At 66.9% G+C, this 24,451-nt stretch carries 20 protein-coding genes and 1 pseudogene; 9 read left to right on the forward strand and 12 right to left on the reverse strand.

Annotation, left to right across the window (positions count from 1 at the left end; genetic code table 11):
• Position 1: 1 nt before the first annotated feature.
• Both QUE68_RS02045 and QUE68_RS02050 read right to left on the reverse strand, forming a co-directional pair.
• Positions 2 to 406, reverse strand: coding sequence for a GNAT family N-acetyltransferase (locus tag QUE68_RS02045; protein WP_284224277.1), 405 nt, complete (start codon positions 404 to 406; stop codon positions 2 to 4).
• 231 nt (positions 407 to 637) lie between these two features.
• Positions 638 to 1,126, reverse strand: coding sequence for a lipoprotein LpqH (locus QUE68_RS02050; RefSeq protein WP_284224278.1), 489 nt, complete (start codon positions 1,124 to 1,126; stop codon positions 638 to 640).
• A 218-nt stretch (positions 1,127 to 1,344) separates the two neighbouring features.
• On the opposite strand from QUE68_RS02050, the gene tgt reads away from it, so the two are divergent.
• Both tgt and QUE68_RS02060 read left to right on the forward strand, forming a co-directional pair.
• Positions 1,345 to 2,586 (forward strand): tRNA guanosine(34) transglycosylase Tgt, encoded by a 1,242-nt coding sequence (gene tgt, locus QUE68_RS02055; RefSeq protein WP_286275083.1) that lies wholly within the window; start codon positions 1,345 to 1,347, stop codon positions 2,584 to 2,586.
• A gap of 4 nt (positions 2,587 to 2,590) precedes the next feature.
• A pseudogene (locus tag QUE68_RS02060) lies at positions 2,591 to 3,849 on the forward strand (cytochrome P450).
• Positions 3,850 to 3,899: 50 nt separating this feature from the next.
• Here QUE68_RS02060 and QUE68_RS02065 read toward each other — a convergent pair.
• Positions 3,900 to 5,270, reverse strand: a complete 1,371-nt coding sequence (locus QUE68_RS02065; protein WP_286275084.1) for a flavin monoamine oxidase family protein — start codon at positions 5,268 to 5,270, stop codon at positions 3,900 to 3,902.
• A gap of 126 nt (positions 5,271 to 5,396) precedes the next feature.
• Between QUE68_RS02065 and hpnE the strand changes: the two genes are divergently transcribed.
• Complete coding sequence (hpnE, locus tag QUE68_RS02070; protein WP_284232340.1) at positions 5,397 to 6,746, forward strand: hydroxysqualene dehydroxylase HpnE; 1,350 nt, start codon at positions 5,397 to 5,399, stop codon at positions 6,744 to 6,746.
• Between the two features lie 119 nt (positions 6,747 to 6,865).
• Here hpnE and QUE68_RS02075 read toward each other — a convergent pair whose 3' ends face one another.
• The 8 genes from QUE68_RS02075 to QUE68_RS02110 form a co-directional block, all read right to left on the reverse strand.
• Positions 6,866 to 7,642: an amino acid ABC transporter ATP-binding protein gene (locus tag QUE68_RS02075; protein ID WP_286275085.1), complete on the reverse strand. Its 777-nt coding sequence runs from the start codon at positions 7,640 to 7,642 to the stop codon at positions 6,866 to 6,868.
• The gene (locus QUE68_RS02080) at positions 7,639 to 9,075 is read right to left on the reverse strand and encodes an ABC transporter permease subunit (protein ID WP_286275989.1); all 1,437 of its coding nucleotides are present in this window, start codon (positions 9,073 to 9,075) and stop codon (positions 7,639 to 7,641) included. Before QUE68_RS02080 ends, QUE68_RS02075 begins: the two co-directional genes overlap by 4 nt.
• 80 nt (positions 9,076 to 9,155) lie before the next feature.
• Positions 9,156 to 10,028: a tRNA glutamyl-Q(34) synthetase GluQRS gene (gene gluQRS / locus QUE68_RS02085; RefSeq protein ID WP_286275086.1), complete on the reverse strand. Its 873-nt coding sequence runs from the start codon at positions 10,026 to 10,028 to the stop codon at positions 9,156 to 9,158.
• A 9-nt stretch (positions 10,029 to 10,037) separates the two neighbouring features.
• Entirely contained in the window at positions 10,038 to 10,682 is a 645-nt protein-coding gene (locus tag QUE68_RS02090; RefSeq protein WP_286275087.1) for an MBL fold metallo-hydrolase, read from the reverse strand.
• 78 nt (positions 10,683 to 10,760) lie between these two features.
• Positions 10,761 to 11,519, reverse strand: coding sequence for a GntR family transcriptional regulator (locus QUE68_RS02095; protein WP_284224286.1), 759 nt, complete (start codon positions 11,517 to 11,519; stop codon positions 10,761 to 10,763).
• 23 nt (positions 11,520 to 11,542) lie between these two features.
• Entirely contained in the window at positions 11,543 to 12,322 is a 780-nt protein-coding gene (gene fabG, locus QUE68_RS02100) for a 3-oxoacyl-ACP reductase FabG (protein WP_284224287.1), read from the reverse strand.
• 22 nt (positions 12,323 to 12,344) lie between these two features.
• A complete protein-coding gene (locus QUE68_RS02105; protein WP_284224288.1) occupies positions 12,345 to 13,349 on the reverse strand; it encodes a phosphotransferase enzyme family protein in 1,005 nt (334 codons plus the stop codon).
• 2 nt (positions 13,350 to 13,351) lie between these two features.
• Complete coding sequence (locus tag QUE68_RS02110; RefSeq protein WP_284224289.1) at positions 13,352 to 14,623, reverse strand: class-III pyridoxal-phosphate-dependent aminotransferase; 1,272 nt, start codon at positions 14,621 to 14,623, stop codon at positions 13,352 to 13,354.
• 194 nt (positions 14,624 to 14,817) lie between these two features.
• Between QUE68_RS02110 and QUE68_RS02115 the strand changes: the two genes are divergently transcribed.
• The 5 genes from QUE68_RS02115 (at position 14,818) to QUE68_RS02135 (ending at position 22,193) form a co-directional block, all read left to right on the forward strand.
• Complete coding sequence (locus QUE68_RS02115) at positions 14,818 to 16,353, forward strand: APC family permease (protein ID WP_284224290.1); 1,536 nt, start codon at positions 14,818 to 14,820, stop codon at positions 16,351 to 16,353.
• Positions 16,354 to 16,455: 102 nt separating this feature from the next.
• Entirely contained in the window at positions 16,456 to 18,672 is a 2,217-nt protein-coding gene (locus QUE68_RS02120; protein WP_284230605.1) for a propanediol/glycerol family dehydratase large subunit, read from the forward strand.
• Positions 18,669 to 19,007, forward strand: a complete 339-nt coding sequence (locus QUE68_RS02125; RefSeq protein ID WP_284224291.1) for a diol dehydratase small subunit — start codon at positions 18,669 to 18,671, stop codon at positions 19,005 to 19,007. The genes QUE68_RS02120 and QUE68_RS02125 overlap by 4 nt, the downstream gene beginning before the upstream one ends.
• A gap of 5 nt (positions 19,008 to 19,012) precedes the next feature.
• Complete coding sequence (locus tag QUE68_RS02130) at positions 19,013 to 20,707, forward strand: diol dehydratase reactivase ATPase-like domain-containing protein (RefSeq protein WP_284230607.1); 1,695 nt, start codon at positions 19,013 to 19,015, stop codon at positions 20,705 to 20,707.
• A gap of 76 nt (positions 20,708 to 20,783) precedes the next feature.
• Positions 20,784 to 22,193 carry an HNH endonuclease signature motif containing protein gene (locus QUE68_RS02135; RefSeq protein ID WP_284224292.1) on the forward strand — a complete coding sequence of 470 codons (1,410 nt, stop codon included), beginning with the start codon at positions 20,784 to 20,786 and terminating at the stop codon, positions 22,191 to 22,193.
• A 52-nt stretch (positions 22,194 to 22,245) separates the two neighbouring features.
• On the opposite strand, the gene QUE68_RS02140 is transcribed toward QUE68_RS02135, so the two are convergent.
• Entirely contained in the window at positions 22,246 to 23,310 is a 1,065-nt protein-coding gene (locus QUE68_RS02140; RefSeq protein WP_284224293.1) for an ATP-dependent DNA ligase, read from the reverse strand.
• Positions 23,311 to 23,366: 56 nt separating this feature from the next.
• Here QUE68_RS02140 and QUE68_RS02145 point away from each other — a divergent pair, with 56 nt between their 5' ends.
• Positions 23,367 to 24,449 carry an ATP-dependent DNA ligase gene (locus QUE68_RS02145; protein WP_284230609.1) on the forward strand — a complete coding sequence of 361 codons (1,083 nt, stop codon included), beginning with the start codon at positions 23,367 to 23,369 and terminating at the stop codon, positions 24,447 to 24,449.
• The last annotated feature ends 2 nt before the right edge of the window (positions 24,450 to 24,451 follow it).

Here is a 24,451-nt window from a genome sequence, read left to right on the forward strand (position 1 = left end):
CTCACTCCTTGAGGGTGGGCGAGGGATGGGGCGCGGGGCCATCGTTCTCCAGAAGCTTCGCGAAGAACACCCGGTGGTAGCCGTCCTGGATTCTGCGGCCCGTTTCGTGAAAGCCACGCCGAGGATAGAACTCGAGGTTCTCCGTCATCGCTTCGTTGGTGCACAACCGCATCTCGGCCAGGCGCTCTTCGCGCGCGTCGCGTTCGGCGCGTTCGAGAAGCGCTAGGCCGTGGCCGCTGCCCTGGGCGGTCGGGGCGACGGCGATGACGTCGACGAGTAGGTGATCGGCGTGAGCCCGTGTGACGAGCACACCGACCATCTCCTGCCGATCCTCGATGATCCAGATCCGAGAGGTACGCAGCAGTTCGGCGTAGTCGGCGAGCATGGGCGAAGGCGGTCGTCCCATTCTGTCGACGTACTTCCCGAAGGCCGCCTGCACCAGTCGCTCGATACCGTCGACATCGCCGCCCGCCGCCCGTCGCCCGTCGGAGGCGGGGCTGGGTCATGGTGGCGACACTAGGCGGCCGCGGGACCGCCTGCCTCGGCGGAACTGTTACGGGCTTCGAAAACGGCGAACGGCGGCGTTCCCGGGGAACGCCGCCGTCCGATCTAGCCGTCGATGTATGTGCCGGATGGCCTACGGGCAGGTGAAGGCGAGTTCGAAGGGCTTCTTGGCAGGCTGCATGGGGTTGGCCATGTCGATGCCGACTGCGTTCCCGCTGATCTTGTAGGAATTGCCGTCCTTCGTGGCCGTGGCATCGCCCTGGCCGGCGCCAACGGCCAGCGTGATGCCGTTGACGTTGCCCAGCGCGACCGAGCTGACGGTGGGCGAGTCACCTTCGCTGACGACGGCGGCGACACCCGTGCCTGCCTCGCCGATCGCCACGTTCACGTTGCCACCGACGGTGCCGCACACGACGGAGCCGCCGAGATCCTTGGGCTGGCCGTCGATGGTGACGGTATTCGCGCCCGTAGCGGCCGAGGCGCTCGACGACGCACTCGAACTGCTCGAAGACGACTCGCTCGACGACGATCCCGACGACGACTTGTCTCCCGACGAACAACCGGCCAGACCGGCGACGACGATCGCGGCGCCACCTACGGCAACCAGCAAACTCTGCTTCACCAGTGTTCTCCTTCTGTGTGTGCGATCCGTCAAGATCAGAGGATCGTCCAAGGCAGTATGGAGTGCCGCCTACCAGCGGACATCGAATTGCCCGAAATACCTCCTGCGGATCTGACGGGCTCCTGCGAGGGTCGCAACCGGCGGTTTTCGGGGAACGGTCGGTCGGCCTCGGTTGCTCGGATCGGCCCGCGGCTGCCGCGGTGTGAGAACGTACAGCGGTGAGTACCTCGTCCCCGGAATTCTTCGAAGTCGAGGCGGAACTGCCGGGGACGTCCGGACGGGCCGGGGTCATCCACACCCCCCACGGCGACATTCGCACCCCGGCGTTCGTCGCGGTCGGCACCGCGGCGACCGTGAAGGCAGTGCTACCCGAGTCCATGAAGGACGTTGGGGCCCAAGCCATCCTGGCCAACGCCTACCACCTGTACCTGCAGCCCGGTCCCGACGTCGTCGACGCGGCGGGCGGTTTGGGCGCCTTCATGAACTGGCCGGGTCCGACGTTCACCGACAGCGGCGGCTTCCAGGTGCTCTCGCTGGGCGTCGGATTCAAGAAGGTGCTGTCGATGGACGCGGGGCGCGTTCAAGCCGACGACGTAATCGCCGAGGGCAAGGAGCGGCTGGCCCACGTCGACGACGACGGCGTGACGTTCCGCTCGCACACCGACGGCTCCACCCATCGCTTCACCCCCGAGGTGTCGATCGGCATCCAACATCAGCTCGGCGCGGACATCATCTTCGCGTTCGACGAGCTGACCACCCTGATGAACACCAGGCAATATCAGGAGGGTTCGGTGCGGCGCACCCACGACTGGGCGGTGCGCTGCCTGGCCGAACATCGACGCCTGTCCGTGGAGCGGGCCGACAAGGCGCCGCAGGCACTGTTCGGCGTCGTGCAAGGCGCCCAGTACGAGGACCTGCGACGACAGGCGTCCCGCGGGCTGACCGACATCGTCGACGCCGACGGCCGCGGCTTCGACGGCTACGGCATCGGTGGGGCGCTCGAGAAGCAGAATCTGGCGACGATCGTCGGCTGGTGCACTGACGAGCTGCCCGACGACAAGCCCCGCCACCTGCTCGGCATCAGCGAGCCCGACGACCTCTTCGCCGCCGTCGCCGCCGGTGCGGACACGTTCGACTGCGTGTCACCGTCGCGGGTGGCCCGCAACGCCGCGGTGTACTCGGCGACGGGCCGCTACAACATCACCGGCGCGCGCTACAAGCGCGACTTCACGCCGATCGACGCGGAATGCGACTGCTACACCTGCGCCAACTACACCCGGGCCTACATCCACCACTTGTTCAAGGCCAAGGAGATGCTGTCCTCGACGCTGTGCACGATCCACAACGAACGGTTCGTGCTCCGCCTGGTCGACCAGATCCGGGCCGCGATCGTCGCGGGCGATTTCGACGAATTGCGGGACCACGTTCTGGGCCGCTACTACTCAACGCGTGCACAATAGGAGCATGACGACGTCCGCGGAATCGCAAGGGTTGCTGTTGCGACTGCTCGACCCGACGAACCGTGCCGACCCGTATCCGGTGTACCGGGCAATCCTCGACCGCGGGCCGATGCTGATGCCGGAGGCCAACCTGGTCGTGTTCTCGTCGTTCCAGGACTGCGGTGACGTGCTGCGGCACCCGGCGTCCGCGAGCGACCGCCTGAAGTCGACCGTCGCCCAGCGCGAAATCGCGAAGGGGGCCGAGCCCCGGCCGTTCGGCCAGCCCGGCTTCCTGTTCCTCGATCCGCCCGACCACACCCGGCTCCGGAAACTCGCGCAGCAGGCGTTCGCCCCCCGACGGGTCAAGGCGCTGGAGGCCGACATCACCGCCATGGTGGATTCGCTGCTCGATGAGGTGGCCGGTGCTGGTCATTTCGATGCCGTCGCCGACCTGGCCCATCCCCTTCCGGTGGCGGTGATCTGCCGAATGCTCGGCGTACCGCTGGACGACGAGCCCGAGTTCAGCCGCGCCCGGCTCTGCTGGCGCAGGGACTCGACCCGTTCATCACGTTCACCGGCGAGGTGCCCGACAGCTTCCAAGCCCGCATGGAGGCGGGACGCTGGTTGCGCGGGTATCTCGCCGCACTCGTCGAGGAGCGCCGCGCGGCGCCCCGCGAGGACCTGATCTCGGCTCTCATCGCTGCCGAGGAGGACGGCGACCAGTTGACCTCCGAGGAGATCGTCGCCACCTGCAACCTGTTGCTGATCGCCGGACACGAGACGACCGTCAACCTGATCGCCAATGCGATCCTGGCGATGCTGCGTCAGCCCCGCTACTGGGCTGCCCTCGGCGGTGACGCCAAGCGCGCGCCGAACCTCATCGAGGAGACGCTGCGGTACGACCCGCCGGTGCAGTTGGCCGGCCGAACGGCCGCCGAGGAGATGACGATCGGTGACGTCACCGGTGGGCAGGAGCGCAGCGACAGGGGAGTTGTGACCGTACCCAAGGGTGACACGATGATGCTGCTTCTGGCTGCGGCACAACGGGATCCGGCCGCATTCGACAGACCCGACACGTTCGACCCGGACCGCGAGAACATCCGTCACCTGGCGTTCGGTCATGGCGCCCACTTCTGCCTGGGCGCACCGCTGGCCCGGTTGGAGGCACGCGTCGCCCTGTCGGCGGTGACGGCACGGTTCCCGAACGCGACGCTGGCCGGTGAGCCGGTGTACAAACCGAACGTGACGCTGCGGGGATTGGCCTCGCTTCCCGTCGCCCTCTAGCGATTCGGCGCGTTTCCGTTCGCTCAGCGAACGTTTCCGCGCCGAAATCACTAGGAGAGCGAGTCGATGACCGCCAGCGCCGCACGCTCACCCGCTTCGACGGCACCCTCCATGTAGGCGCTCCAGTAGGTGGCCGTATCGGTCGAGGCCCAGTGGATCGCACCGATCGGGGCCGAGAGTGCATGACCGTAGGTGGTCCACACGTGCGGGCCGTGGTTGGCGTTGTAGCAGCCGCGGGTCCACTGCCGGTCCGACCATTCCCCGTCGATGTAGAACTCGGGTTTGGCGGCCTTGTCGCCGAAGTGGTGCACCAGCTCCGCCGTGAGCGCCGTCCGGCGCTCGTCCTCGGGCAGTCGCCCGAAGGTGCGCGCTTGGTCGCCCTCCAGGAACATCAGGATGACCCCGTGGTCGTCGCCGGGGATGCAGGAATCGTTTGACATCCGGGCCGGGCCGATGTCGGAGATGAGCTGACCGTTCAAACCGTCTGCGCGCCAAAAGGGTTCGTCGTAGACGAAGAACGCCTTCATGGCCGAACCGTTGGGCAGCCGCTGGGTGAGCTGGTCGCGGATACCGGACAGCGGCGGGTCGTACATGATCCGCCCGGCGAGGGTGGGCGAGATTGCGACGATCACCCGACGGCCGCGCGCCACCCGCCCGCCGCGGCAGTGCACGACTACATCGTCCGCGGTGTGTTCGATCAGCTGGACGGGCGCCTCGAGCACGATGTGGTCGGTGATCAGCGCGGCGAGCCGACGGGGGATCTCGCCGGTGCCGCCGACGAAGCGCGTGGTCTGGGCGCCGCCCTCGGACTCCGCGAACAGCTCCGACGTCACGCCACAGGTCTGGATCGTGAAGAGCAGATGCAGGAAGGACACCTCGACGGTCGGCACCGCCAGGATCCCGACGGTGCAGATCTCCAGCAGAGTGCGGGCGACGGGCGAAAGGCCCTGCGCGTCATACCACGTGCCCGCGCTGATGACATCCCACTCGTCGGCGCGCGGTGCCAGCCACGGTGCTTCGACGGGCACATCGGCGGCGAGCTCGTCCAGATGCCGCAGGACACGCTCGAGTTCGGCGAGCTCGTCGGCGAAGCGCGCGTGGAATGTGCTCGCCTGCATGACACCGGAGCCGTCGAGGTCATACGACGTCTCGCCTTCGTCGTACTGCGGGTAGGTCTCCACCCCGAGTTCGGCGGCGAGCCGGAACATGCGCTCGTGGGTGTCGCCGATCCACTGTGCGCCGACGTCCACCGTCAACCCCGGCGCCACCTCTTCGGTGAGGATGCGTCCCCCGACGCGCTCGTCGGCCTCCAGGATCAGCGGTATCAGTCCGGCGGCCAGCAGCGTCCGGGCGGCGATCATTCCCGACAGTCCCGCCCCCACCACGATGACGTCGGCTTCGAGGTTCGTTGGTTGTGCCATGGCAGCCACCCTCCCGCACTCCCCCCGCGAGCGTGCGTGTCTGCGGGAGAAACGCCGACCTTTCTTCGGAGTTTGCGCACGCTCGCGGGGCAATGGCGTCACTCGAAGCCGGCGTAGGTTGGGCGGATGACCGAGGACGGACGGCGCTACGTGGTCATCGGCGGAGGGTTGGCCGGACTGGCCTCCGCGGTCTGGCTGGCAGAGGCGGGCAAGCAGGTCACCCTCCTCGAACGGCGTGGTCGGCTGGGTGGGCGCACGTACGCGATGCGCGCCGAAGGGGTCGACGATCTACCGGACAACGGTCAACACGTCATCGCCAGTGGGTACGAGCACCTCTTCCGCTATCTCACCAGTGTGGGTACCCGGCAGTTCGTCACCTTCCCCAGGAGTTCGACCCTCCGTTGGCCCGACGGCCGCCAGGTGACCGTGCAGACCGCCGGGCTGGGTGCGGTGCGGACGCTGTTCGGCGTGCATCCCGACGCCGGTATCGCCGACCGGCTCCGAGCGGCCCGCGCCACGTTGCGGCTTGGCTGGCAAGCTCTCCGCCCGCCCGCCGACCTCGCCGACCTCAGCACCGAGCAATGGTTGCAGCGCGTCGGAATGCCCCCGCTCGCGCGAGAAGCCGTGTGGGACTGGCTCGCTCTGGGCATCGCGGCCGAGCCGGTGGCGCAAGGGTCGGCGAAGGTGTTCGCCAAGGTGCTCGCCACCGGCATTCGGATGGGGATCAGACATCGGACGCCCGTCGCCATCGGATACCCCACGGTCGACCTCGACACCCTGTTCGTCTCGGGCGCGCTTCGGTTCTTCGTCGACCACGACGTCGACGTGCGGTACCGAGCGGTCGCGCGTCGGATCCAGATCACCGACGGCGTGGTGACCGGTGTGCTGCTCGCCGACGGAACCGAGATACCGGCCGACGCCGTCGTGTGCGCCGTACCGAACTCGGCCATCGGCGGGCTGCTCGACGACCTACCCGAGGGTGATGAGATCCGTTCGGCCGCAGATAAATTGGGGTATACGCCGATCGTCAGCACCAACCTGTATCTGGACCGCCCGCTCGGTACCGCGTCCGCGTTCGAGGGCCTGATCGGCGGCACCGGTGTCATCGACGAGGTCTTCGACCGGCAGATCATGCACGGCAGAACGACCGACCTTGGGTGGCTGTACTGCCTGACCACCAGCGGCGCCTACGAGCAGATCCATCGGACGAACGACGAGATCGTGGCCGAGCAGATGGCGCTTCTGCGCCGCTACTATCCCGCCGCGGCCGACGCTGAAGTCGTCGAGGCGCAGGTGGTGAAGATGCCGAAGGCGACCTTCTCGCAGGTGGTCGGCATGGATTCCCTTCGCCCGCCGCAGCGGACGTCGGTGCCGACGCTGGTGCTGGCGGGTGACTGGACCGCCACCGACTGGTCGGCCACCATGGAGAGCGCCGCCCAAAGTGCCGCCACGGCAGTCGATCTACTGTTGTCATGACGCGCGAGGGTGCGTGAACTCCGGTTTTCGATCGGTGTGTCGGCCGCAGACACGCACGCTCGCGGGGAGGGGGGCGGGCTGTCGCGGGCTAGGGGCTAGGGGCTAGGGGCTAGGGCGGGCTAGAGCGGGTTGAGGATGCGGTCGAGGAACTGGCGCGTGCGCTCCTCCTTGGGGTTGCCGATGACCTCGTCCGGGGTGCCCTGCTCGAGGATGACGCCGCCGTCGGTGAACAGCACCTGATTGGAGACCTGCCGGGCGAACTGGATCTCGTGGGTGACGATCACCATCGTCCAGTCCTCGACCGCGAGATCCTTGATCACCGAGAGCACCTCGCCGACCAGTTCGGGATCGAGCGCCGAGGTGGGCTCGTCGAAGAGCACGAGCTTCGGCTTGAGCGCCAGTGCCCTGGCGATGCCGACGCGCTGCTGCTGGCCACCGGACAGCTGATATGGGTACTGGTCCTTCTTCTCGGCCAAACCCACTTGGTCGAGCAGCGCGAGGGCCTCGTCGTTCACCTCGTCCTTCGGCCGCTTCTGCACGATCAACGGCCCCTCGGTCACGTTCTGCAGCACCGTCTTGTGCGGAAACAGGTTGTGCCCCTGAAACACGAAGCCGCTCTGCGCCTGAAATCGGCGCACCTCGGTCTTGGGTACCGGCTTGGAGAAGTCGATCTCGACGTCGTCCACCCGGATCACGCCGGCGTCGGGCCGGTCGAGTGCGTTCAGGGCGCGCAGCAGGGTCGTCTTACCGGAGCCCGATGGCCCGATGATGGCGGTCGCCGTGCCTCGCTCCACGGTGAACGAGACGCCCTTGAGTACCTCGTTGTCACCGAACGCCTTCTCGACGCCTGCTGCGGTGACCCGGTATTCGACTTCTTCCGTTTCGCCTTCGGTCATCGAGCCACGTACCTTTCCAGTCGGTGTTCGAGGCGGCTCTGGCCGAACGAGAGCACCAGGCAGATCACCCAGTAGTACACGGCGGCGGTGCCGTACAGCGCGAAGAACTCGAACGTCGGCGCTGCAACGTTCTGAGCGGTGCGGAACAACTCGGTCACCAGGATCGTCGACGCCAGTGAGGTGTCCTTGACCAGGGAGATCAAGGTATTGGACAGCGGCGGGACGGCCACCCGGGTGGCTTGCGGCAGGATGATGCGCCGCAGCGCACCGGTGTAGTGGTAGCCGATCGTCTCGGCCGCCTCCCACTGGCCCTTCGGGATGCTCTGGATCGACGACCGAATGATCTCGGCCGCGTAACCGCCCACGTTGAGGCTGAAGGCGATGACCGCCGCGGGAAAGGGATCGATTCGGATCCCGAACTCGGGGAGCGCGAAGAACACGATGAACAGCTGCACCAGCAGCGGGGTGCCGCGAATGACGGAGATGTAGAACCGCGCGACCCCCGCGACCATCACGTTCTTCGACAGCCGGGCCAGCGCGACGCCGAGGGCGATGACGAGGCCGATGATGAAGCTGATGATCGTCAGCGGAATGGTGACCGTGATCGCGGCCTTGGCCAGCGGCCACAGGTTGGCGGCGATCAGGTTCCACGCCGACCGCGGCTGCGCCTGCTGTTCCTGCGGCGCGCCGGAGACGTTGGCCTTCAAATACTTCTGCGATATCGAGGCGAGCGTGCCGTCGTCGCTCAGTTGCTTGAGCGCCCCGTTCAACTCCGGGAGGTAGCCGCTGTCCTTGCGGGCGGCGAAGCCCTGTTCGCTCTTCGCGCCGGTCGGTGCGGCGATCTTCACCGACGTGTCACCGGTCTCGGCGAGGTACTGGTACACCGCGATGCTGTCGTTGACCACGACGTCGACCCGGCCCTGGTTGAGCAGTTTGATCGCCTGGGCGAAGCCCTCGACGGATTCGACCCGAGCGCCGTTGTCCTTGGCGAGCTGGGCCCAGTTGCTGGTCGCGTTCTCAGCGGCCACCTTGCCCTTGAGGTCGGCCAACGACGTGATGGAGTCGTCGTCGGCGCGGGTGACGATCACGCCCTCACCGATGGCATACGGGTCCGACAGGTCGTACTTCTGCTGCCGTTCGGGATTGATGGTGACCTGGTTGGCGACGATGTCGAAACGGTCGGACTCCAAGGCCGCGAACATCGAATCCCATGGTGTCTCGACGAATTCGACCGTCACACCTAGCTTCTCACCGACCGCGCGAGCGACGTCCACGTCGTATCCCACCAGCTGACCATTGGTCTCGTCGTGGTAGCTGAACGGTGCGTACACGCCCTCGGTGCCCACCCGCAGCACACCTGCCGACCGGACGGGATCTTCGGTGTCCTTGGCGGCCGAACCGCACGCGGCGCTCAGCAGTACCGCGAGCACCATCAGTGCGAGCAGGCCTCGCCGTAGGTAGTAAGCCACTGGCGGAACCTAGCAAGGACCCCACCAAGATCGAAGGGTTCTGCTCACCCCGGGTGGTATGTCCAGGGCTTACGCGGCAGTCGGTCCGGGTCGAAGGCATCCAGCATTTCGCCGAGGGACGCACCCGTGAAACCCAGCGAGTCGGCGATCTGCGCCATGGCGTGCGGCACCCCGATCTCGTCGACGGTGACCGCACCGTCACGCTTGGCCAGGCGCTTGCCCTGCGCGTTGAGTACCAGCGGAACGTGCGCGTACACCGGTTGGGCGTACCCCAGCAGCGATCCCACGTACGCCTGCCGCGGGGATGACGCCAGAAGGTCGTCGCCCCGCACGACCTGGTCGACGCCTTGGACGGCATCGTCGACGACGACCGCGAGGTTGTAGGCGGGCACGCCGTCACCGCGGCGCAACACCAAGTCGTCGACGATGCCGGTATAACTGCCGTGCAGGACGTCGTCGACGGTGAACCGGTCGGTCTCGGAGCGCAACCGCAGCGCCGGTGGTCGACCCGATGCGCGTCGGGTGGCGCGCTCGTCGTCGGTTAGGTCCCGGCACGTGCCGGGATACGAGCCCTCCGGGGCGTGCGGAGCCCGCGGCGCTTGCTGAATGTCCTTTCTGCTGCAATGACATTCGTAGGTCAGCCCGCGGCGAACCAGCTCGTCGATGACTTCTTCGTAGCGCGTCTCGTGCGCTGTCTGGTACTCCGGTGGTTCGTCCCATTCGAGTCCGACGGCGGCGAGGTCACGGACTTGGCGGTCGGCGATGTCGCCGGACGTGCGGTCGTCGAGATCCTCGATGCGCAGCAGGATACGACGGCCGGTCGACCTGGCGAAGAGCCAGGCCAACACGGCCGTGCGGATGTTGCCGATGTGCAGGTCGGCCGACGGACTCGGCGCGAACCGTCCTGCGGGAGTCATGACCGTAATCTAGGCGACGGCGGCAAGTCGCGATCGCGCCTGCCGAACGCATTCGGCCCAGTGGGTGGCGCCGGGGGCGTGGACGGCGGTGACACCGGGGGATGCGCTGGAGATCACCAAATCGGGTCGCAGCGTGCCCAGCAGGCGCAGGCTCTCCTCCAGGGGTTCGGCCTCGCTGAAGGACGGAATGTAGCCCGCGATCCAATCACTTTCAGCGCCAAGCATTATCGTGTCGCCGGTGAACAGGTAGCGCTGCCCGTTCGCCCCGGGCACCAGGTAGCAGGTGCTGCCGGGAGTGTGCCCCGGTGTCGGGATCACCTCGATGCCGCATCCGTCGATGTGTCTGCCCGCGAGTGGCACGTCGATGTGGGCGTGCTGGCTGATCTCGGCCAATTCGGCTGCAGGCGCATGCAATTGCGCACCGAAGCGACGCTGGACGGCTTCCAGCGTCGGGCCCGCCTCGTCGCGGTGGGACAGGTATTGATGCGCCACCCCGCCGAGGCCGTCGAGGGCTTCGAAGTCCTCTTCCGTCTGCGTTCCGTAGAACAGTACGTTGCCGTGGAGCCCACCCGTCCAGAGGTAGGCGTGGGTGGTCAGGCCGGGAAAGGGGCTGTCGGCGCGAGCTTCCCAGAGATCGGCGCGAATGGGTCGCATGGAGTCCTCCTCGATTGGTCGTGACCCCATGGTTGAACATCAACCTCGCTTCAGGTCAAGACCTGCGACCCGCAGGCGTCAACTCTGGAGGGCGACCATGGCGCTGGCGGCAGGTGATTGAACCCCGGTGCCCCGCCCCTGGGCGGTGACCGTCAACCGGGTCCGGTCGCCGCGGAACAGGTCGCGGGAGAACTCGCAGGGCGCATCGTTCTGGTCATAGGCGACGCGGGTGATCAGCAGCAGCGCCGAACCTGTTTTGATGGCCAGCAGGGACGCCTCGTCGGGTGTGGCGTTGACGGCCTCGATGCGCTCGTCCGCCCGGGAGGTGATGAGCCCGTACTCCTCCTCGAGGATTTCGTAGATCGATCCGCCGAGCTGCTTCTCGAGGAGGCCCGGAAATGCGTCGGCGGGAAACTGGGCCAACTCCAACGAGATCGGCGATCCGTCGGCGAGGCGCACGCGCTGAATCTCGACGACGAAGTCGCGGGCGTCGAGTTGTAGGGCCTCCTGCGTGACGCGGTCGGGCGCGGTGATCTTCGTCGAGAGCACACGGGTCCCGGCGACGTAACCCTGATTGGCGAGGAAGGCCGGGACCCCGATCACGTCGGACAGGCTGCGCTGCACCTGGGCGTGGCTGATGAAGATTCCCCCCGCCCGGCCGATCGCGCGATGGACCAGACCGGCCTCCTCCAAGGCGGCCAGCATCTGACGCAGGCTGGACCGGCTGGTGGCATAGCGCTCCGCGAGATCGCGTTCGCTGCCGAGCTTCGCGCCCGGCACCCCGGCATTGATGTCGGCGACGATCCGCCGCCGCAGTTCCTCGGTGGTCTTCGGCAACGCCTGCTCCTCTCGCGGACGAACTACTGCTCGGCGATCGCAGCCTGGGACTCCGGCAGGATCTGGCCGCCGTCCACCACCAGGGACTGTCCCGTGATGTAACCGGCCTCGTCGGTCGCGAAGAACAGTGCGGCGTTGCCGATGTCGGCCACGGAGCCAAGCCGCCCGGCGGGTACGGCCGCGGCCATCTGGTCCATGTACTCCTGGCCCATGTCGATCAGGCCCTCGGTGATGATGTTCCCCGGCAGCACCGCGTTGATCGTGATGTTCTTGGGCGCCAATTCCATTGCCGCGGTGCGGATGAAGCCGAGCTGCGCGGCCTTGCTGGCACCATAGTGCGACCAGCCGGGATAGCCGGTGAAGGGTCCGGTGATGGACGACGTGACGATGATTCGGCCGTGGCCGCTGTCCGCCAGCGCGGCGAGCGCGGCTTGAACGATGTACACCGTGCCCTTGAAGTTGACGCCGATGACCTCCTCGATGTCCTCTGGGGTGAGATCCTCGAGCCGGCCCGACGGGAAAATCCCCGCGTTCGCGCACACGATGTCAAGTGACCCATGCGTATTCACCGCTTCGGCGACCACGCGCCGACAGTCGTCCGGGCTCGTCACGTCGGCGGCCACCCCGGTCACGGTGCCCGGCTTGCCCGCCAACGCGGCCACCGCAGCGTCGACGTCGGTCTGGTTGCGGCCCGTGACGAGGACGTTGACCCCCGCGTCCGCGAACGTCTCGGCGATACCGCGGCCGATGCCCTTGCTGCCCCCGGTGACGACGGCGGAGCGACCCTGCAGGGAGTTGAACATGTGGTGCCTTTCGGTGGTGGATTCAGGCGAGTCGTCGACCGTCGAAGCTCAGATAGCGTTCCGCGAGTTCGCAACTGCCCGTTGCGTAGGTGACGGAGATGGCCTGCGACTCTTCTGCGTGGCTGTGGGTGCCCATCCACGCCAACAGCAGCAGCCTACGCAGAAGCACGAAGGTCGGCAGCATGGCTTCGTCGGCAGCGGGGAGTGGACGACGGGTGCGGTAACCGGTCACCCAGGCGTCCTGCCACTCGGGCACGGCCGGGTCGTCCTCGAAGAACGACACCGCCGTGCCGAAATCGTAGTAGTACCAACCGAATCCGCAGTCGTCGAAGTCGATGACCGTGATGTCGTCGCCGTCGACGAGGAGGTTGGCCAGCCGCAGGTCGGCGTGGACCAGACCGAAGACCTCGGGTCCGGAGCCGTACTCCTTCAGCCGTCGCTCCAGCAGTGCCACGGCCCGGCTCAACGTGGCGGACTCCGCCGCGCCGACCCCGGTGGCGTCCTGCCAGCGGCCCCAGCGCGGTCGGTCGCCGAGGCTGTGCTGAAAGTCCCAGGAGAAGCGGCCGAATCCGGCCGGGCGGACCCACGTCGTCGAGTGGTCGTGCAGGGCTGCGGTGATCTGTCCAAGCGTGTGGAAGTCCGCGACGGTCAACGTCTCCTCGTCGGGTTCGACGCCCGCCACCATCTCGAAGTGCACGACGTGACGGGGAATTCCGTTCTGGTCGACGGTCACCATGCGTCGCCCGTCCCTGGCCGGCAGCACGGTCGGCACCGTGACGTCGCCGTTGCGTCGGAGAGCGTCGAGCCAGTCGAGTTCCGATTCGATCTCGTCCGGCTGGTGGTATCCCTTGCGGTGCACCCGCAGGATCGACTGTGCGCCGGTGCCCGCGTCCTGCACGGCGTAGGTGGCGTTCTCGGACAGATTGAGGAGGCGCAGCGTCGAATCCGGCGGCAGGTCGTACTCGGCGAGCGCACTAGCGGCGACCTCGACGTCGTCTGCGACGAACGTGCCCTCGGACTCACCCATCGTCAACTCCGTTGCGCCGACGTGGCCGCCTTGCCCACCGCCACCTCGAGGCGATCGAGCACGTCGTCGCACAGCTCACGGCTGAGAAGCAGCCCCGGTTTGAACTGCAGCACACTGGGATCCAGCGTGGAGAAGATGGCCCACACGCCGTTCTCGTACAGCTCGCGCATCACGAACTTGGCCCCTTCGGGGTGGTTGAACTCCAGCCCGATGATCACGCCGCTCTGCCGGATGCCGATGAACCAGTCCGGATGGTCGGCCCTGATCCTGGCGAGCCCCTCGGCGAAGACGTCGGTGATGGCGTGCACGTTGGTGCGCACCTCGGGCCGGCTGGTGATCTCGAGCGTCTTGATGGCCGCCACGCAGCCGAGTTCCGCGCCCCCGAACGTCGAGATGTGGGCGAAGCCGTCCACGTCGAGCCACTGCGCGGCCCGTTCGCCGAGCATCGCCGCGGTGATGGGGTACATCCCACCGGAGAGGCCCTTGCCCGCGACCATGATGTCGGGCTCGATCCCGTGCTTGGTGATGCCCCACATCTCACCGGTGCGCATGAGGCCGGTCTGTACCTCGTCGGCGATGTAGAGCGTTTCGTGACGTTCGGTTAGCTCCTTGACCGCTTCGAGGTAACCCGGTGGGGGGAGCGGGAATCCGTAGGTGGCGGGGATGGTCTCCATGATGACGGCGGCGACGTCGCCGCCCGAGAGCGCCTGCTCCATGGCGTCCACGTCCCCGAAGGGCACCTGCACGAACTCGTCGGGTCGGTCGGAGAGGAACAGTTTGGAGAACCGATCGTCGCCGGTGGCGACCGCTAGCCCGGTGTGGCCGTGGTAGGCCTTGATGATCGAGACGATCTTGCGGCGTTGGGTGGCGTGCCGCGCGCTCTTGAGGGCGATGTCGATCGCCTCACCGCCACCAGATCCGAAGGCCACCTTGGTTATCGACGCCGGCGCCGAGTCGACCAGCCGCTGGGCCAGCGCGGTGCGGGCGACCGACGGGAAGTGGTGGTTGCCGATGTCGAAGTGCTGCATGCCCTCGATCAAGGCGGCCATGATCTCGGGGTTGCGGTGACCGAGGTTGTAGGTGCCGCCGTTGAGGTGCATGTCGATGAGCCGGCGACCGTCCATGTCCCACAGGAAGTAGCCGTCGCGGCGGTCGATCACCAGGTCGACGCCAGCGTCGGTCCAGAACTGGGTCTTGTCGGGGTTCCAGTACTTCTTCGCCTGCTCCAAGACCTGCGCCTTGGACTCGAACGAGAAGGTTCCGTAGTCGTGCACGTGGCTCCCTTTGGCTGGGTCGGGCGGGCTTTTCGGCAGGCCGTGAGCGTCACCCTAAAAAGGTTCAACCATTTCTGTCAATTGATCGCGTATCGGTTGCGCGACCTAATTGGTAGTGCCAATATACGAGAGTTCGCGATGTGGCCCGTGCCACACACGGGCTCCTACTTCTCGTCCGGAAGGTGTCCTCACCGATGACCGATCAAGTGGTTTCGAGCGATAAGAACACAGGTGGGGACGTCCATCACCTGAAGAGGAACGCGATTGGCACCCTAGCGGTGATCTTCATGGCGGTGGCGACCGCCGCGCCCATCACGGCGATGGTCGGCAACGTCCCGATCGCCGTTGGCTTCGGAAATGGTTCGCACGCTCCGGCTGGCTACCTCGTAGCGACGATCGTGCTCGGGCTCTTCGCGATCGGCTACGCGACGATGGCCAAGCACATCACCGCCACCGGTGCCTTCTACGGCTACATCGCGCACGGGCTCGGCAAGGTCGTGGGATTCGCCAGCGGCGGGATCATCACGATGGCCTACGTCGTGTTCGAGGGTTCGCTGATCGGCATCTTCTCATTCTTCTTCCAGGACTTCGTCAAGACCGAGTTCGACGTCACGGTGCCGTGGTTGGCGCCCGCAATGCTGATGTTGGTGCTCAACTGCATCCTGACGTACTTCGACGTGAGTCTGGCGGCCAAGGTGCTCGGGGTGTTCCTCGTCACCGAGATCGTCATGCTGTCGCTCGGGGCGCTGTCGGTGTTGTTCAAGGGCGGCGGTCCGGATGGCTTCGCCGCCGCCGACACGCTCAACCCCGTCGGGGCCTTCCAGCCAGCGGCCGGCGTCGCCGGCGCGACTGCCGGACTCGGGTTGTTCTTCGCCTTCTGGTCGTGGGTTGGCTTCGAGTCGACGGCGATGTACGGGGAGGAGTCCAAGGACCCGAAGCGAATCATCCCGCGTGCCACCATGATCAGCGTGCTGGGCGTCGGCATCTTCTACGTGTTCATCTCGTGGATGGCGATCGCAGGTGCGGGACCGCAGAAGGCCGTCGAACTCGCGCAGGACCCGGCGACGGCGGGCAACATCTTCTTCGACCCCGTGCAGGCCACCTACGGCACCTGGGCCATCACTCTGTTCAAGCTGCTGTTGGTGACCGGATCGTTTGCGTGCGGCATGGCCTTTCACCAGTGCGCGTCGCGCTACCTGTACGCGATGGGCCGTGAGGGGTTGTCGTCCGGTCTGCAGAAGACACTGGGCAGGACCCACGCGACGCACGGGTCGCCCCACATCGCCGGGTTCGTCCAGACCGGCATCACGCTGGTACTGATCCTCGCCTTCTTCGCCGCAGGCATGGATCCGTACGTGCACCTCTACGGGCTGCTGGCGATCCTCGGCACCATGGCGATCCTGATCGTGCAGTCGCTCTGCGCCTTCTCGGTGATCGCGTACTTCCACTTCCACAAGAACCACCCGTCCAGCGCGCATTGGTTCAAGACATTCCTGGCGCCGCTGCTCGGCGGTATCGGCATGCTCTACGTGGTGTACCTGCTATGGGTGAACAAGGACACCGCGGCAGGTGCGGCTTCGGGCACGCTGTTGTTCAAGCTGACGCCGTGGATCGTCGTCGGGCTGTTCGCGTTCGGTGCAGCGCTGGCGTTGTTCTTCAAGTTCCGCGATCCGCGGCGCTACGAGCTGATCGGTCGAATCGTCTACGAGGACAACGCCACCAAAGATTAGAGCGGTCGGGGCTGGGCGATGAGACGATGACGGCTCCAGCAGAGGAGGACCAGTCCCGTGGATGACACCGGTGCCCGCGACGGGGATCTCGACCAGGGTCGGATGCGGATCCTCGACGCCAAACCGGTGAATCTGGACGGGTTCAGCGTCGCCAACCCCGACCTGGGGCTGGTCGCCATGCACAGCCCGTTCGATCCCGAGCCGTCCCTGGTGGTGACCGATGGCGCGGTGGTCGAACTCGACGGCAAGACCGTCGAGGACTTCGACGTCATCGACGAGTTCATCGCTCGCTACGGGCTGGATCTCGACGTCGCCGAGGAAGCCATGGCTCTCGACGACCGGGCGCTCGCGCGGATGACCGTCGACTTCCACGTGCCGCGCGCAGAGGTCGTACGCCTCGTCGGTGGCCTTACCCCCGCCAAGCTGGCCCGCGTGGTGGCCGTCCTCTCACCCGTCGAGATGCAGATGGCGATGACGCGAATGCGGGCCAGGCGGACGCCGAGCAACCAGGCGCACGTCACCAACCAGCTCGACGATCCGCTGTTGATCGCGGCCGATGCGGCGAGTGCGGTCGCGTACGGCTTCCGCGAGGTCGAGACCACGGTGCCGGTGCTGGGCGATGCGCCGTCCAACGCCGTCGCCCTGTTGATCGGCAGTCAGGTCGGCAGCCCCGGCGCCATGGCCCAGTGCTCCATCGAGGAGGCCCTCGAACTGCGACTGGGGCTACGGGGGCTGACCAGCTACGCCGAGACGATCTCCATCTACGGCACCGAGCAGGTCTTCGTCGACGGTGACGACACCCCCTTCTCCAAGGCAATCCTCACCTCCGCGTACGCATCTCGCGGGCTCAAGATGCGCGTCACCAGTGGCGGTGGGGCCGAGGTTCTGATGGGTGCCGCCGAGAAGTGCTCCATCCTCTACCTCGAATCGCGGTGCGTATCACTGGCACGGGCGTTGGGATCCCAGGGCGTACAGAACGGCGGCATCGATGGTGTGGGGGTGGTCGCCTCGGTGCCCGACGGCATGAAGGAGTTGCTCGCCGAGAACCTGATGGTGATGCTGCGCGATCTCGAATCCTGTGCCGGCAACGACAATTTGATCTCCGAGTCCGACGTCCGTCGCAGCGCGCACACCCTGCCGGTGTTGCTAGCCGGCGCGGACTTCATCTTCTCCGGGTTCGGCTCGATTCCCCGCTACGACAACGCGTTTGCGCTGTCCAACTTCAACTCCGACGACATGGACGACTTCCTGGTGCTGCAACGGGACTGGGGTGTCGACGGCGGTCTGCGGACCGTGCCCGTGGAGCACCTGGCGCGCGTCCGCCGCCGCGCCGCGAGCGCGGTGCAGGCGGTGTACCGCGATCTCGGACTCGCCGACTTCGACGACGACCGGGTCGACGCCGTCGTGGTGGCCAACGGATCCCGCGATCTGACGCCAGGTGACCCGAAGGCGGTGGCCGAGGCGGCGTCGGCGATCGAAGCCAAGCAGATGACGGTCTTCGACGTGATCGCCTCGCTGAAGCGGACCGGTTACGACGATGAGGCCGAGGCCATCATGCACCTCACCCGAGAACGCCTGCGCGGAGACCAACTTCAGACGTCGGCGATCTTCGACGGCGACATGCGGGTGCTGTCCAAGATCACCGATCCGAACGACTACGCGGGTCCGGGAAGCGGTTACGCCCTGACGGCCGAACGGCGGGCGGAGATCGACGCGATTCGACAGGAACGCACGGTCGCCGAGTTGACGGCCGATCAAGCCGAGCATCGTGACCACATCAGGTTCGCCGACGTCGAGATCGCCCGACAGGGGAGTGATCCCCGAGAGATATGCATCGGGCTGTCACCTGCACTAGGTCGCACGGTCTGGCTGTCGCTCTGCGGACTCACGATCGGTGAAGTACTGCGGCAGATTTCGGCCGGACTCGAGGAGGAGGGTTGCGTGCCGCGCCTGGTGCGGATCCGCTCCACCATCGACGTCGGCCTGATCGGTCTGACCGCTGCCCGACTATCGGGCTCGGGGATCGGAATCGGCTTGCAGGGCAAGGGAACCGCGCTCATCCACCGCCGGGACCTGGCGCCGTTGGCCAACCTGGAGTTGTTCAGCGTCGCGCCCCTGCTGACCGCATTGATGTACCGAGAGCTGGGCAAGAACGCGGCCAGACACGCCAAGGGGATGGCGCCGGTGCCCATCTTCACCGGTGGCACCGACGAGTCGATCTCCGCGCGCTACCACGCCCGTGCCGTTGCGCTGGTGGCGCTCGAGCGCGACGCGTGCGAACCGGGGCAGACGCCGGTCACCGTCGAGGTGACGCGATGAGCGCCGAGGAGAAGTTCACGGTCGAGGCGGCCGTCGATGGCAATCTGAGCCTGGCCGATCTTCGGATGGATCCCGCGACGTTGGCTCACCAGGCCGTCGTCGCCGAGGAGGGCGGTAATCCGCAGCTGGCCGAGAACTTCCTGCGCGCAGCGGAACTCGCGACGATCGGTGACGAGGAAGTGATGCAGCTCTACGAGGCGCTGCGCCCACACCGCTCCACCGGCGAGGAGCTGGACGCCTTGCGCACGTCGCTCGAGACCCGCGGGGCCGCGCGCTGTGCCGAGCTGGTGAGGCAGGCCGCCGTCGTCTACGCCCGAAGGGGTCTGTTGCGGTGACGGTCGTGGTAGCCGGGGTGGACGTCGGCAACCACACCACGGAGATCGTGCTGGCGCGCGTCGGTGCTGACGCAGTGGAACAGGTCGCTCACGGCGAGGGGCCGACGCGAGGGCGCAAGGGGTCCAGGGAGTCGCTGCAGGGCGCCGCGGCGTTGTTGCACAAATTGGAAGTCGAGTCCGGCGTCAAAGCCGACGAGCTGCTCCTGGCGGCGCTGCGTCCGGTCGACACCGCGACCGCCCCGCTGCCACCACCGTCGTCACCGTCCTCACCCGTGCAAAGCCTGCGGGCGGTCGACGCCAGCACACCGGCGGGCACCGGCTTCGGGGTGGGCAGACATCGCCCGCTCGGCAGTCTGCGTAGCGAGGTAATCCTTGGGCCGGCAGTCGTTTCCGTCGACGCGGACACTGACTTCGAAGTGGCCGCCCGGGAGATCTCGGCGGCAGTGGAGCGCGGCTGGCAGATCGTCGGCGTGATCGCCACGCAGGACGACGCGGTGCTCATCCGTAACCGCATCTCGATCGACGTCCCGGTGGTCGACGAGGTCACCCTCGACGGCGTCGAGCCGGGAGCGTTGATCGCGGTCGAGGTCGTCGCGGAGGGTCGCGCCTACCGTGCCATGGCCGACCCGATCGCCCTGTGCGTCGCGCTCGAGTTGGGGCACGACCAGATCCATGACGTCGCCGAATTCACCCGCGAGCTCGCCGACTCCCCGGCCATCGCCGTCACCCGTCGGACGGGGCCGCCCGAACCACCCGCGGTCGACGACGACTACGTGGACTGCCGAGTCGACGGTGGCGTGGTGCGCTACTCGCCCGCCCAGGCGCACAGCGTGCTTCGACTCTCGCCCCCGGGCACCGTGGCGGAGGTACGCCTGCAGTCGGTCCGGACGGCTCAGAACGGAATTGCCGTCGACGACGCGTTCTTCACGGATCTGTCGTCGATCGACGACGGGGCCTGGCTACGGCGGGGTATTGCCGACGCCCGCGGCACGGTGGTCGCGCTGTTGGCGGCCGACCTGGTCGCCGACGCGGCGGCCACGCTGGAAGATCTGACCGGCCGTCCGACGCGGACCATCGCCACCGAACCCGATGCGGCTGCCGTCGGCGCCCGTACCACGCCGGGACTACCGCCGGGAACCGTCGTCTGCGATATCGGTGGCGGCACAATCGATTTGATCGGAACGGAACGATCGGTCACCGCTGCTGGTGCGGGTGAGGCGATTACCACGGCAGTCGCCAGAGTGCTGGGCATCCCGCGGGCGCTGGCCGAACGCGTCAAGCGGACACCCGCCCTTCGGGTGGAAGGACCGCACGTCGCGCACGAGGAGGATGGCAGGCGGTTGTTCCTGGACAGTCCGGCTCCGGCCGAGGCCATTGGTCGGTTGTGCACGCGGGGAAGTGTTGGGCTGGTGCCCTTTTCGCACAAGCTGGCGGCCGAGGAATGGCGCAGTCTGCGGCTGGCGATCAAACAGGAGACGGTGGCCGCGAACATCGTCCGGTGCCTGCGGGCCTTCGAGGACTCGCCCCAGGCGCTGGTGTTGGCTGGGGGCGGGGCACTCGACGACGAACTGCTGCGTACGGTCGCGGAGGCCCTACGGTCGGCGTCGGTGGTGGTGGGCCGGGCGAACATCGACGGGTTGCATGGTCCACGGTTCGCGGTGGCGTCGGGGCTGATCCAGCTCTACGCTCGAAGTCACTGAAAACTCTTCTGTCACATTGGTTTCACTGGTCACATCGTCGAGGTATTCTGTCGGTGGTCGAATGTATGTTCGATTCATGTCCACGGACCGCATGCTCGCCGCAGTGGCGGCGCTGCGCGCGGTCCACGATGAACTCGACGCACTCGACTTCGATGCGTTGAGTGCGCGCGAGACGGTGACGCTGCTCGACGCCCTGGAGGAATCCGAGTGCCGCACCGCGGCGCATCGCCACCGGGCGCTGGCTCAGCTGCAGCAGCAGAGCACGCCCACGGAGATGGGCGCGAAGTCCTGGCGCGACGTGCTGGCGATCCGGTGGCGCCTCTCTGGCAGCGAAGCCGGGCGGCGTCTCACCCACGCCGCCCAACTCGGCCCGCGCCGCTCGATCACCGGTGAACCTCTGGCGCCGACCCTCGACGCGGTCGCGGTGGCCCAACGGATGGGGTTCCTCACCCACGAGCACGTGGACATCCTCTGCAAGGGCATGGCCAAGATCCCGGGCTGGGTGCAGCCGTCGGAACGCGAGCAGATCGAGGTGGACTGGGTACGCCACGGCGTCGGGGACGGACCCAAAGCTTTGAAGGATCAGATCGACCAAACCTTGTTCCTGCTGGATCAGGATGGTCAACCCCCCAACGACGAGGAACGCCAACGCCGCCGCGGCGCCCGCCTCAGCCGGCAACGCCACGACACCATGACCGACTTCACCGCCACCATGACCCCCGCGCACCGCGCGGTGTGGGAAGTGCTGTTCGCCAAATTCGCCGCCCCCGGCATGTGCAACCCCGCCGACGAACAGCCCTGCTACTCGGGAATCCCCAGCCAAGCCCAGATCGACGCCGATGACCGCACCCTGGCCCAACGCCAGCACGACGCGATGGAGTTCATCGCCCGCCACGCCCTGAGCAAGGGGGAACTGGGCCACCTCAACGGGGTGCCGACCGCCATCCTGATCCGCACCACCCTGGCCGATCTGATGTCGATGACGGGCACCGCCAGCACCGGCGGCGGGTCCTACCTGCCGGTCACCGACGTCGTCAAGATGGCCGCCGAACACAATGCGACCAACTACCTGGGGGTGTTCGACGACGCCACCGGTCAGGTGCTGGACTTCTTCAGGGCCCGCCGCACCGCCTCCGTGGCGCAAAGGCTGGCGATCATCCTGCGAGACGGTGGCTGCACCAAGCCCAGCTGCCCCGTCCCCGCCTACGGCACCCAGGTACACCACACCGTCGCCGACTGGAACGACGGCGGCAACACCAACGTCAACGACATGAGCCTGGCCTGCGGGCCCGACAACCGGATGGTCGGACCTGATGGCTGGACGACACTCATGAACGAACACCACGACACCGAATGGCATCCGCCGCCGCAGTTGGACACCGGGCAAAACCGGGTCAACCACTACCACCACCCCGAACGATTCCGCACACCCGACGAGGACGAGGACGAGGGTGAAGACGACGGCGCGGTCGAAGAAGCCTGCTAGCGGATCAGAGCTCCGCTAGTGGGCGCGGTCGCGCGCGATGATTGGACGACGGTCAGGTACGTCCGAGGCCGGGCACGATGTCGCCCAGGTGGAAGGTGACCGGAACATCGAGCTGTTCGTAGGTGCACGAGCGTGGCTCGCGGTCGGGTCGCCAACGGTTGAATTGGGCCATGTGGCGGAACCTTTCGCCTTCCATGTGCTCGTAGCGGACCTCAACCACGCGTTCGGGGCGCAACGGTACGAAGGACAAATCCTTTCCCGCGTTCCATCGCGACCCGCCGCCGTACCGCCGTTGGTCCCCGGCGTGTGCGGCCCAGTTCCACGGATGTTCGTCGAAACCCGTTACCAGTGGCTCTAATTCGGTGAAGAGTTCGAGCCGCCGCGCCATCGGAAACGCGCCGATGACGCCGACCGACGCCAGGGCGCCGTCGTCTCGGTACAGCCCGAGCAGAAGCGAACCGACCGCATGCTCCCCGGACTTGTGCACGCGGTACCCGGCGACGACACAGTCGGCGGTCCGTTGATGCTTGATCTTGAACATCACGCGCTTGTTCGGTTGATACGTGCCCGTCAGCGGTTTGGCGACGACACCGTCGAGACCCGCTCCCTCGAACTCGTCGAACCAGCGTCGAGCGGTCGCCAGCTCGGTGGTCGCCGGCGTGACGTGCACACCTGGGCCCGAGTCCGCCAGCGTTGCGACGAGCGCCGCCCGTCGCTCGGCGAACGGTCGCCCGGTGTAGTCGTCGTCCCCGAGGGCGAGCAGGTCGAAGGCGATGAAGGAGGCCGGCGTCTTCTCGGCGAGCATCCGCACCCGCGACGCGGCGGGATGCATGCGCAGCTGCAATGCGTCGAAGTCCAGACCGTGGTCAGTCGCGATGACGATCTCCCCGTCGACGACGCAGCGGTCGGGAAGTTCGGCCGCCACGGCGTCGACCAGTTCGGGAAAGTAGCGGGTGAGCGGCCGTTCGTTGCGGCTGCCGAACTGGACGTCGTCACCGTCCTTGAAGAAGATCGACCGGAACCCGTCCCACTTCGGCTCGTACGACGCGTCGGGGGGAATCTCCGGAACCGACTTGGCCAGCATCGGCGAGACCGGTGGCATCACGGGCAGCTGCATCGACACATTGTCGCGCGGGGCGATGACATTGATTGGTGCTACCGGTCTACGTGAGTATGGAACCCATGGGACTACCCGTGCACCCGCCCGTCGAGCCCATGTTGGCCAAGGCGGTGACCACGGTCCCCGACGACCCGGGGGTCTGGTCCTACGAGCCGAAGTGGGACGGCTTCCGGGCGCTGGTGTTCCGCGACGGCGACGACGTCGTGCTGCAGTCGCGCAGCGGTAAGGAGCTGGGGCGCTACTTTCCCGAGCTCGTCGACGCGCTGCGACACGAGCTGGCACCACGCTGCGTGCTCGACGGCGAGGTGGTCGTGCCCCGCGAAATCGATGGGCGCACCCGGCTGGACTGGGAGTCGTTGAGCCAACGCATCCATCCCGCGGAGAGTCGAATCACGATGCTCGCCGAGCAGACCCCCGCCCACTTCATCGGCTTCGACGCGCTGGCCAATGCCGACCGGTCACTGCTGAAGGAACCCTTCCGCGTGCGACGGGAGGCGCTGCTCGAGCTCGTCGACGAGAAGTCGTGGTGCCACGTCACCCGCACCACCGAGGATCCTGAGTTGGGGGCCCAATGGTTGACCACGTTCGAGGGTGCCGGACTCGACGGGGTGATCGCCAAGCGGCTCGACGGGCACTATCTCCCCGGCAAGCGCGAGATGATGAAGATCAAGCACAAGCGTGACGCCGACTGCGTGGCGATCGGCTACCGCGTGCACAAGAGCGGCGAGGGAGTCGGCTCGATTCTGCTCGGTCTGTACCGGGAAGATGGTGAGCTCCAGATGATTGGTGGCGCAGCCTCGTTCAGCGTGAAGGACCGGCTCAAACTGCTCGCCGATCTCGAACCTCTGCGCGAGGGCGACCAGGTCAACGACGGTGAGCCGAGCCGTTGGAACTCCGCGGCCGACAAGCGGTGGATCCCGGTGCGCCCGGAGAGAGTCGCCGAGGTGGCGTACGACCAGATGGAGGGGAACGCCGTGCACGGAGCCGGGCTGCCGGCGACATCAGGCCACGGTCGACGCTTCCGGCATGCTGTCAAGTTCGTCCGGTGGCGACCCGACCGGGACCCGTCGAGCTGCACCTTCGCTCAGCTCGACGTGCCATTGAACTACGACCTGTCCGACGTATTGGAGCGCTAGAG

It is taken from the genome of Mycolicibacterium sp. TUM20985, assembly GCF_030295745.1.
Taxonomy (GTDB): Bacteria; Actinomycetota; Actinomycetes; order Mycobacteriales; family Mycobacteriaceae; genus Mycobacterium.

Coding starts and splice junctions, on each gene's coding strand:
- QUE68_RS02120 (WP_284230605.1), top strand. CDS start 16,456: ATGCGGATCCTCGACGCCAAACCGGTGAATCTGGACGGGTTCAGCGTC.
- QUE68_RS02135 (WP_284224292.1), top strand. CDS start 20,784: ATGTCCACGGACCGCATGCTCGCCGCAGTGGCGGCGCTGCGCGCGGTC.
- fabG (WP_284224287.1), bottom strand. CDS start 12,322: ATGTTCAACTCCCTGCAGGGTCGCTCCGCCGTCGTCACCGGGGGCAGC.
- QUE68_RS02115 (WP_284224290.1), top strand. CDS start 14,818: ATGACCGATCAAGTGGTTTCGAGCGATAAGAACACAGGTGGGGACGTC.
- QUE68_RS02145 (WP_284230609.1), top strand. CDS start 23,367: ATGGAACCCATGGGACTACCCGTGCACCCGCCCGTCGAGCCCATGTTG.
- QUE68_RS02045 (WP_284224277.1), bottom strand. CDS start 406: ATGGGACGACCGCCTTCGCCCATGCTCGCCGACTACGCCGAACTGCTG.
- QUE68_RS02140 (WP_284224293.1), bottom strand. CDS start 23,310: ATGCAGCTGCCCGTGATGCCACCGGTCTCGCCGATGCTGGCCAAGTCG.
- QUE68_RS02125 (WP_284224291.1), top strand. CDS start 18,669: ATGAGCGCCGAGGAGAAGTTCACGGTCGAGGCGGCCGTCGATGGCAAT.
- QUE68_RS02090 (WP_286275087.1), bottom strand. CDS start 10,682: ATGCGACCCATTCGCGCCGATCTCTGGGAAGCTCGCGCCGACAGCCCC.
- gluQRS (WP_286275086.1), bottom strand. CDS start 10,028: ATGACTCCCGCAGGACGGTTCGCGCCGAGTCCGTCGGCCGACCTGCAC.
- hpnE (WP_284232340.1), top strand. CDS start 5,397: ATGACCGAGGACGGACGGCGCTACGTGGTCATCGGCGGAGGGTTGGCC.
- QUE68_RS02105 (WP_284224288.1), bottom strand. CDS start 13,349: ATGGGTGAGTCCGAGGGCACGTTCGTCGCAGACGACGTCGAGGTCGCC.
- QUE68_RS02065 (WP_286275084.1), bottom strand. CDS start 5,270: ATGGCACAACCAACGAACCTCGAAGCCGACGTCATCGTGGTGGGGGCG.
- QUE68_RS02080 (WP_286275989.1), bottom strand. CDS start 9,075: ATGGTGCTCGCGGTACTGCTGAGCGCCGCGTGCGGTTCGGCCGCCAAG.
- QUE68_RS02075 (WP_286275085.1), bottom strand. CDS start 7,642: ATGACCGAAGGCGAAACGGAAGAAGTCGAATACCGGGTCACCGCAGCA.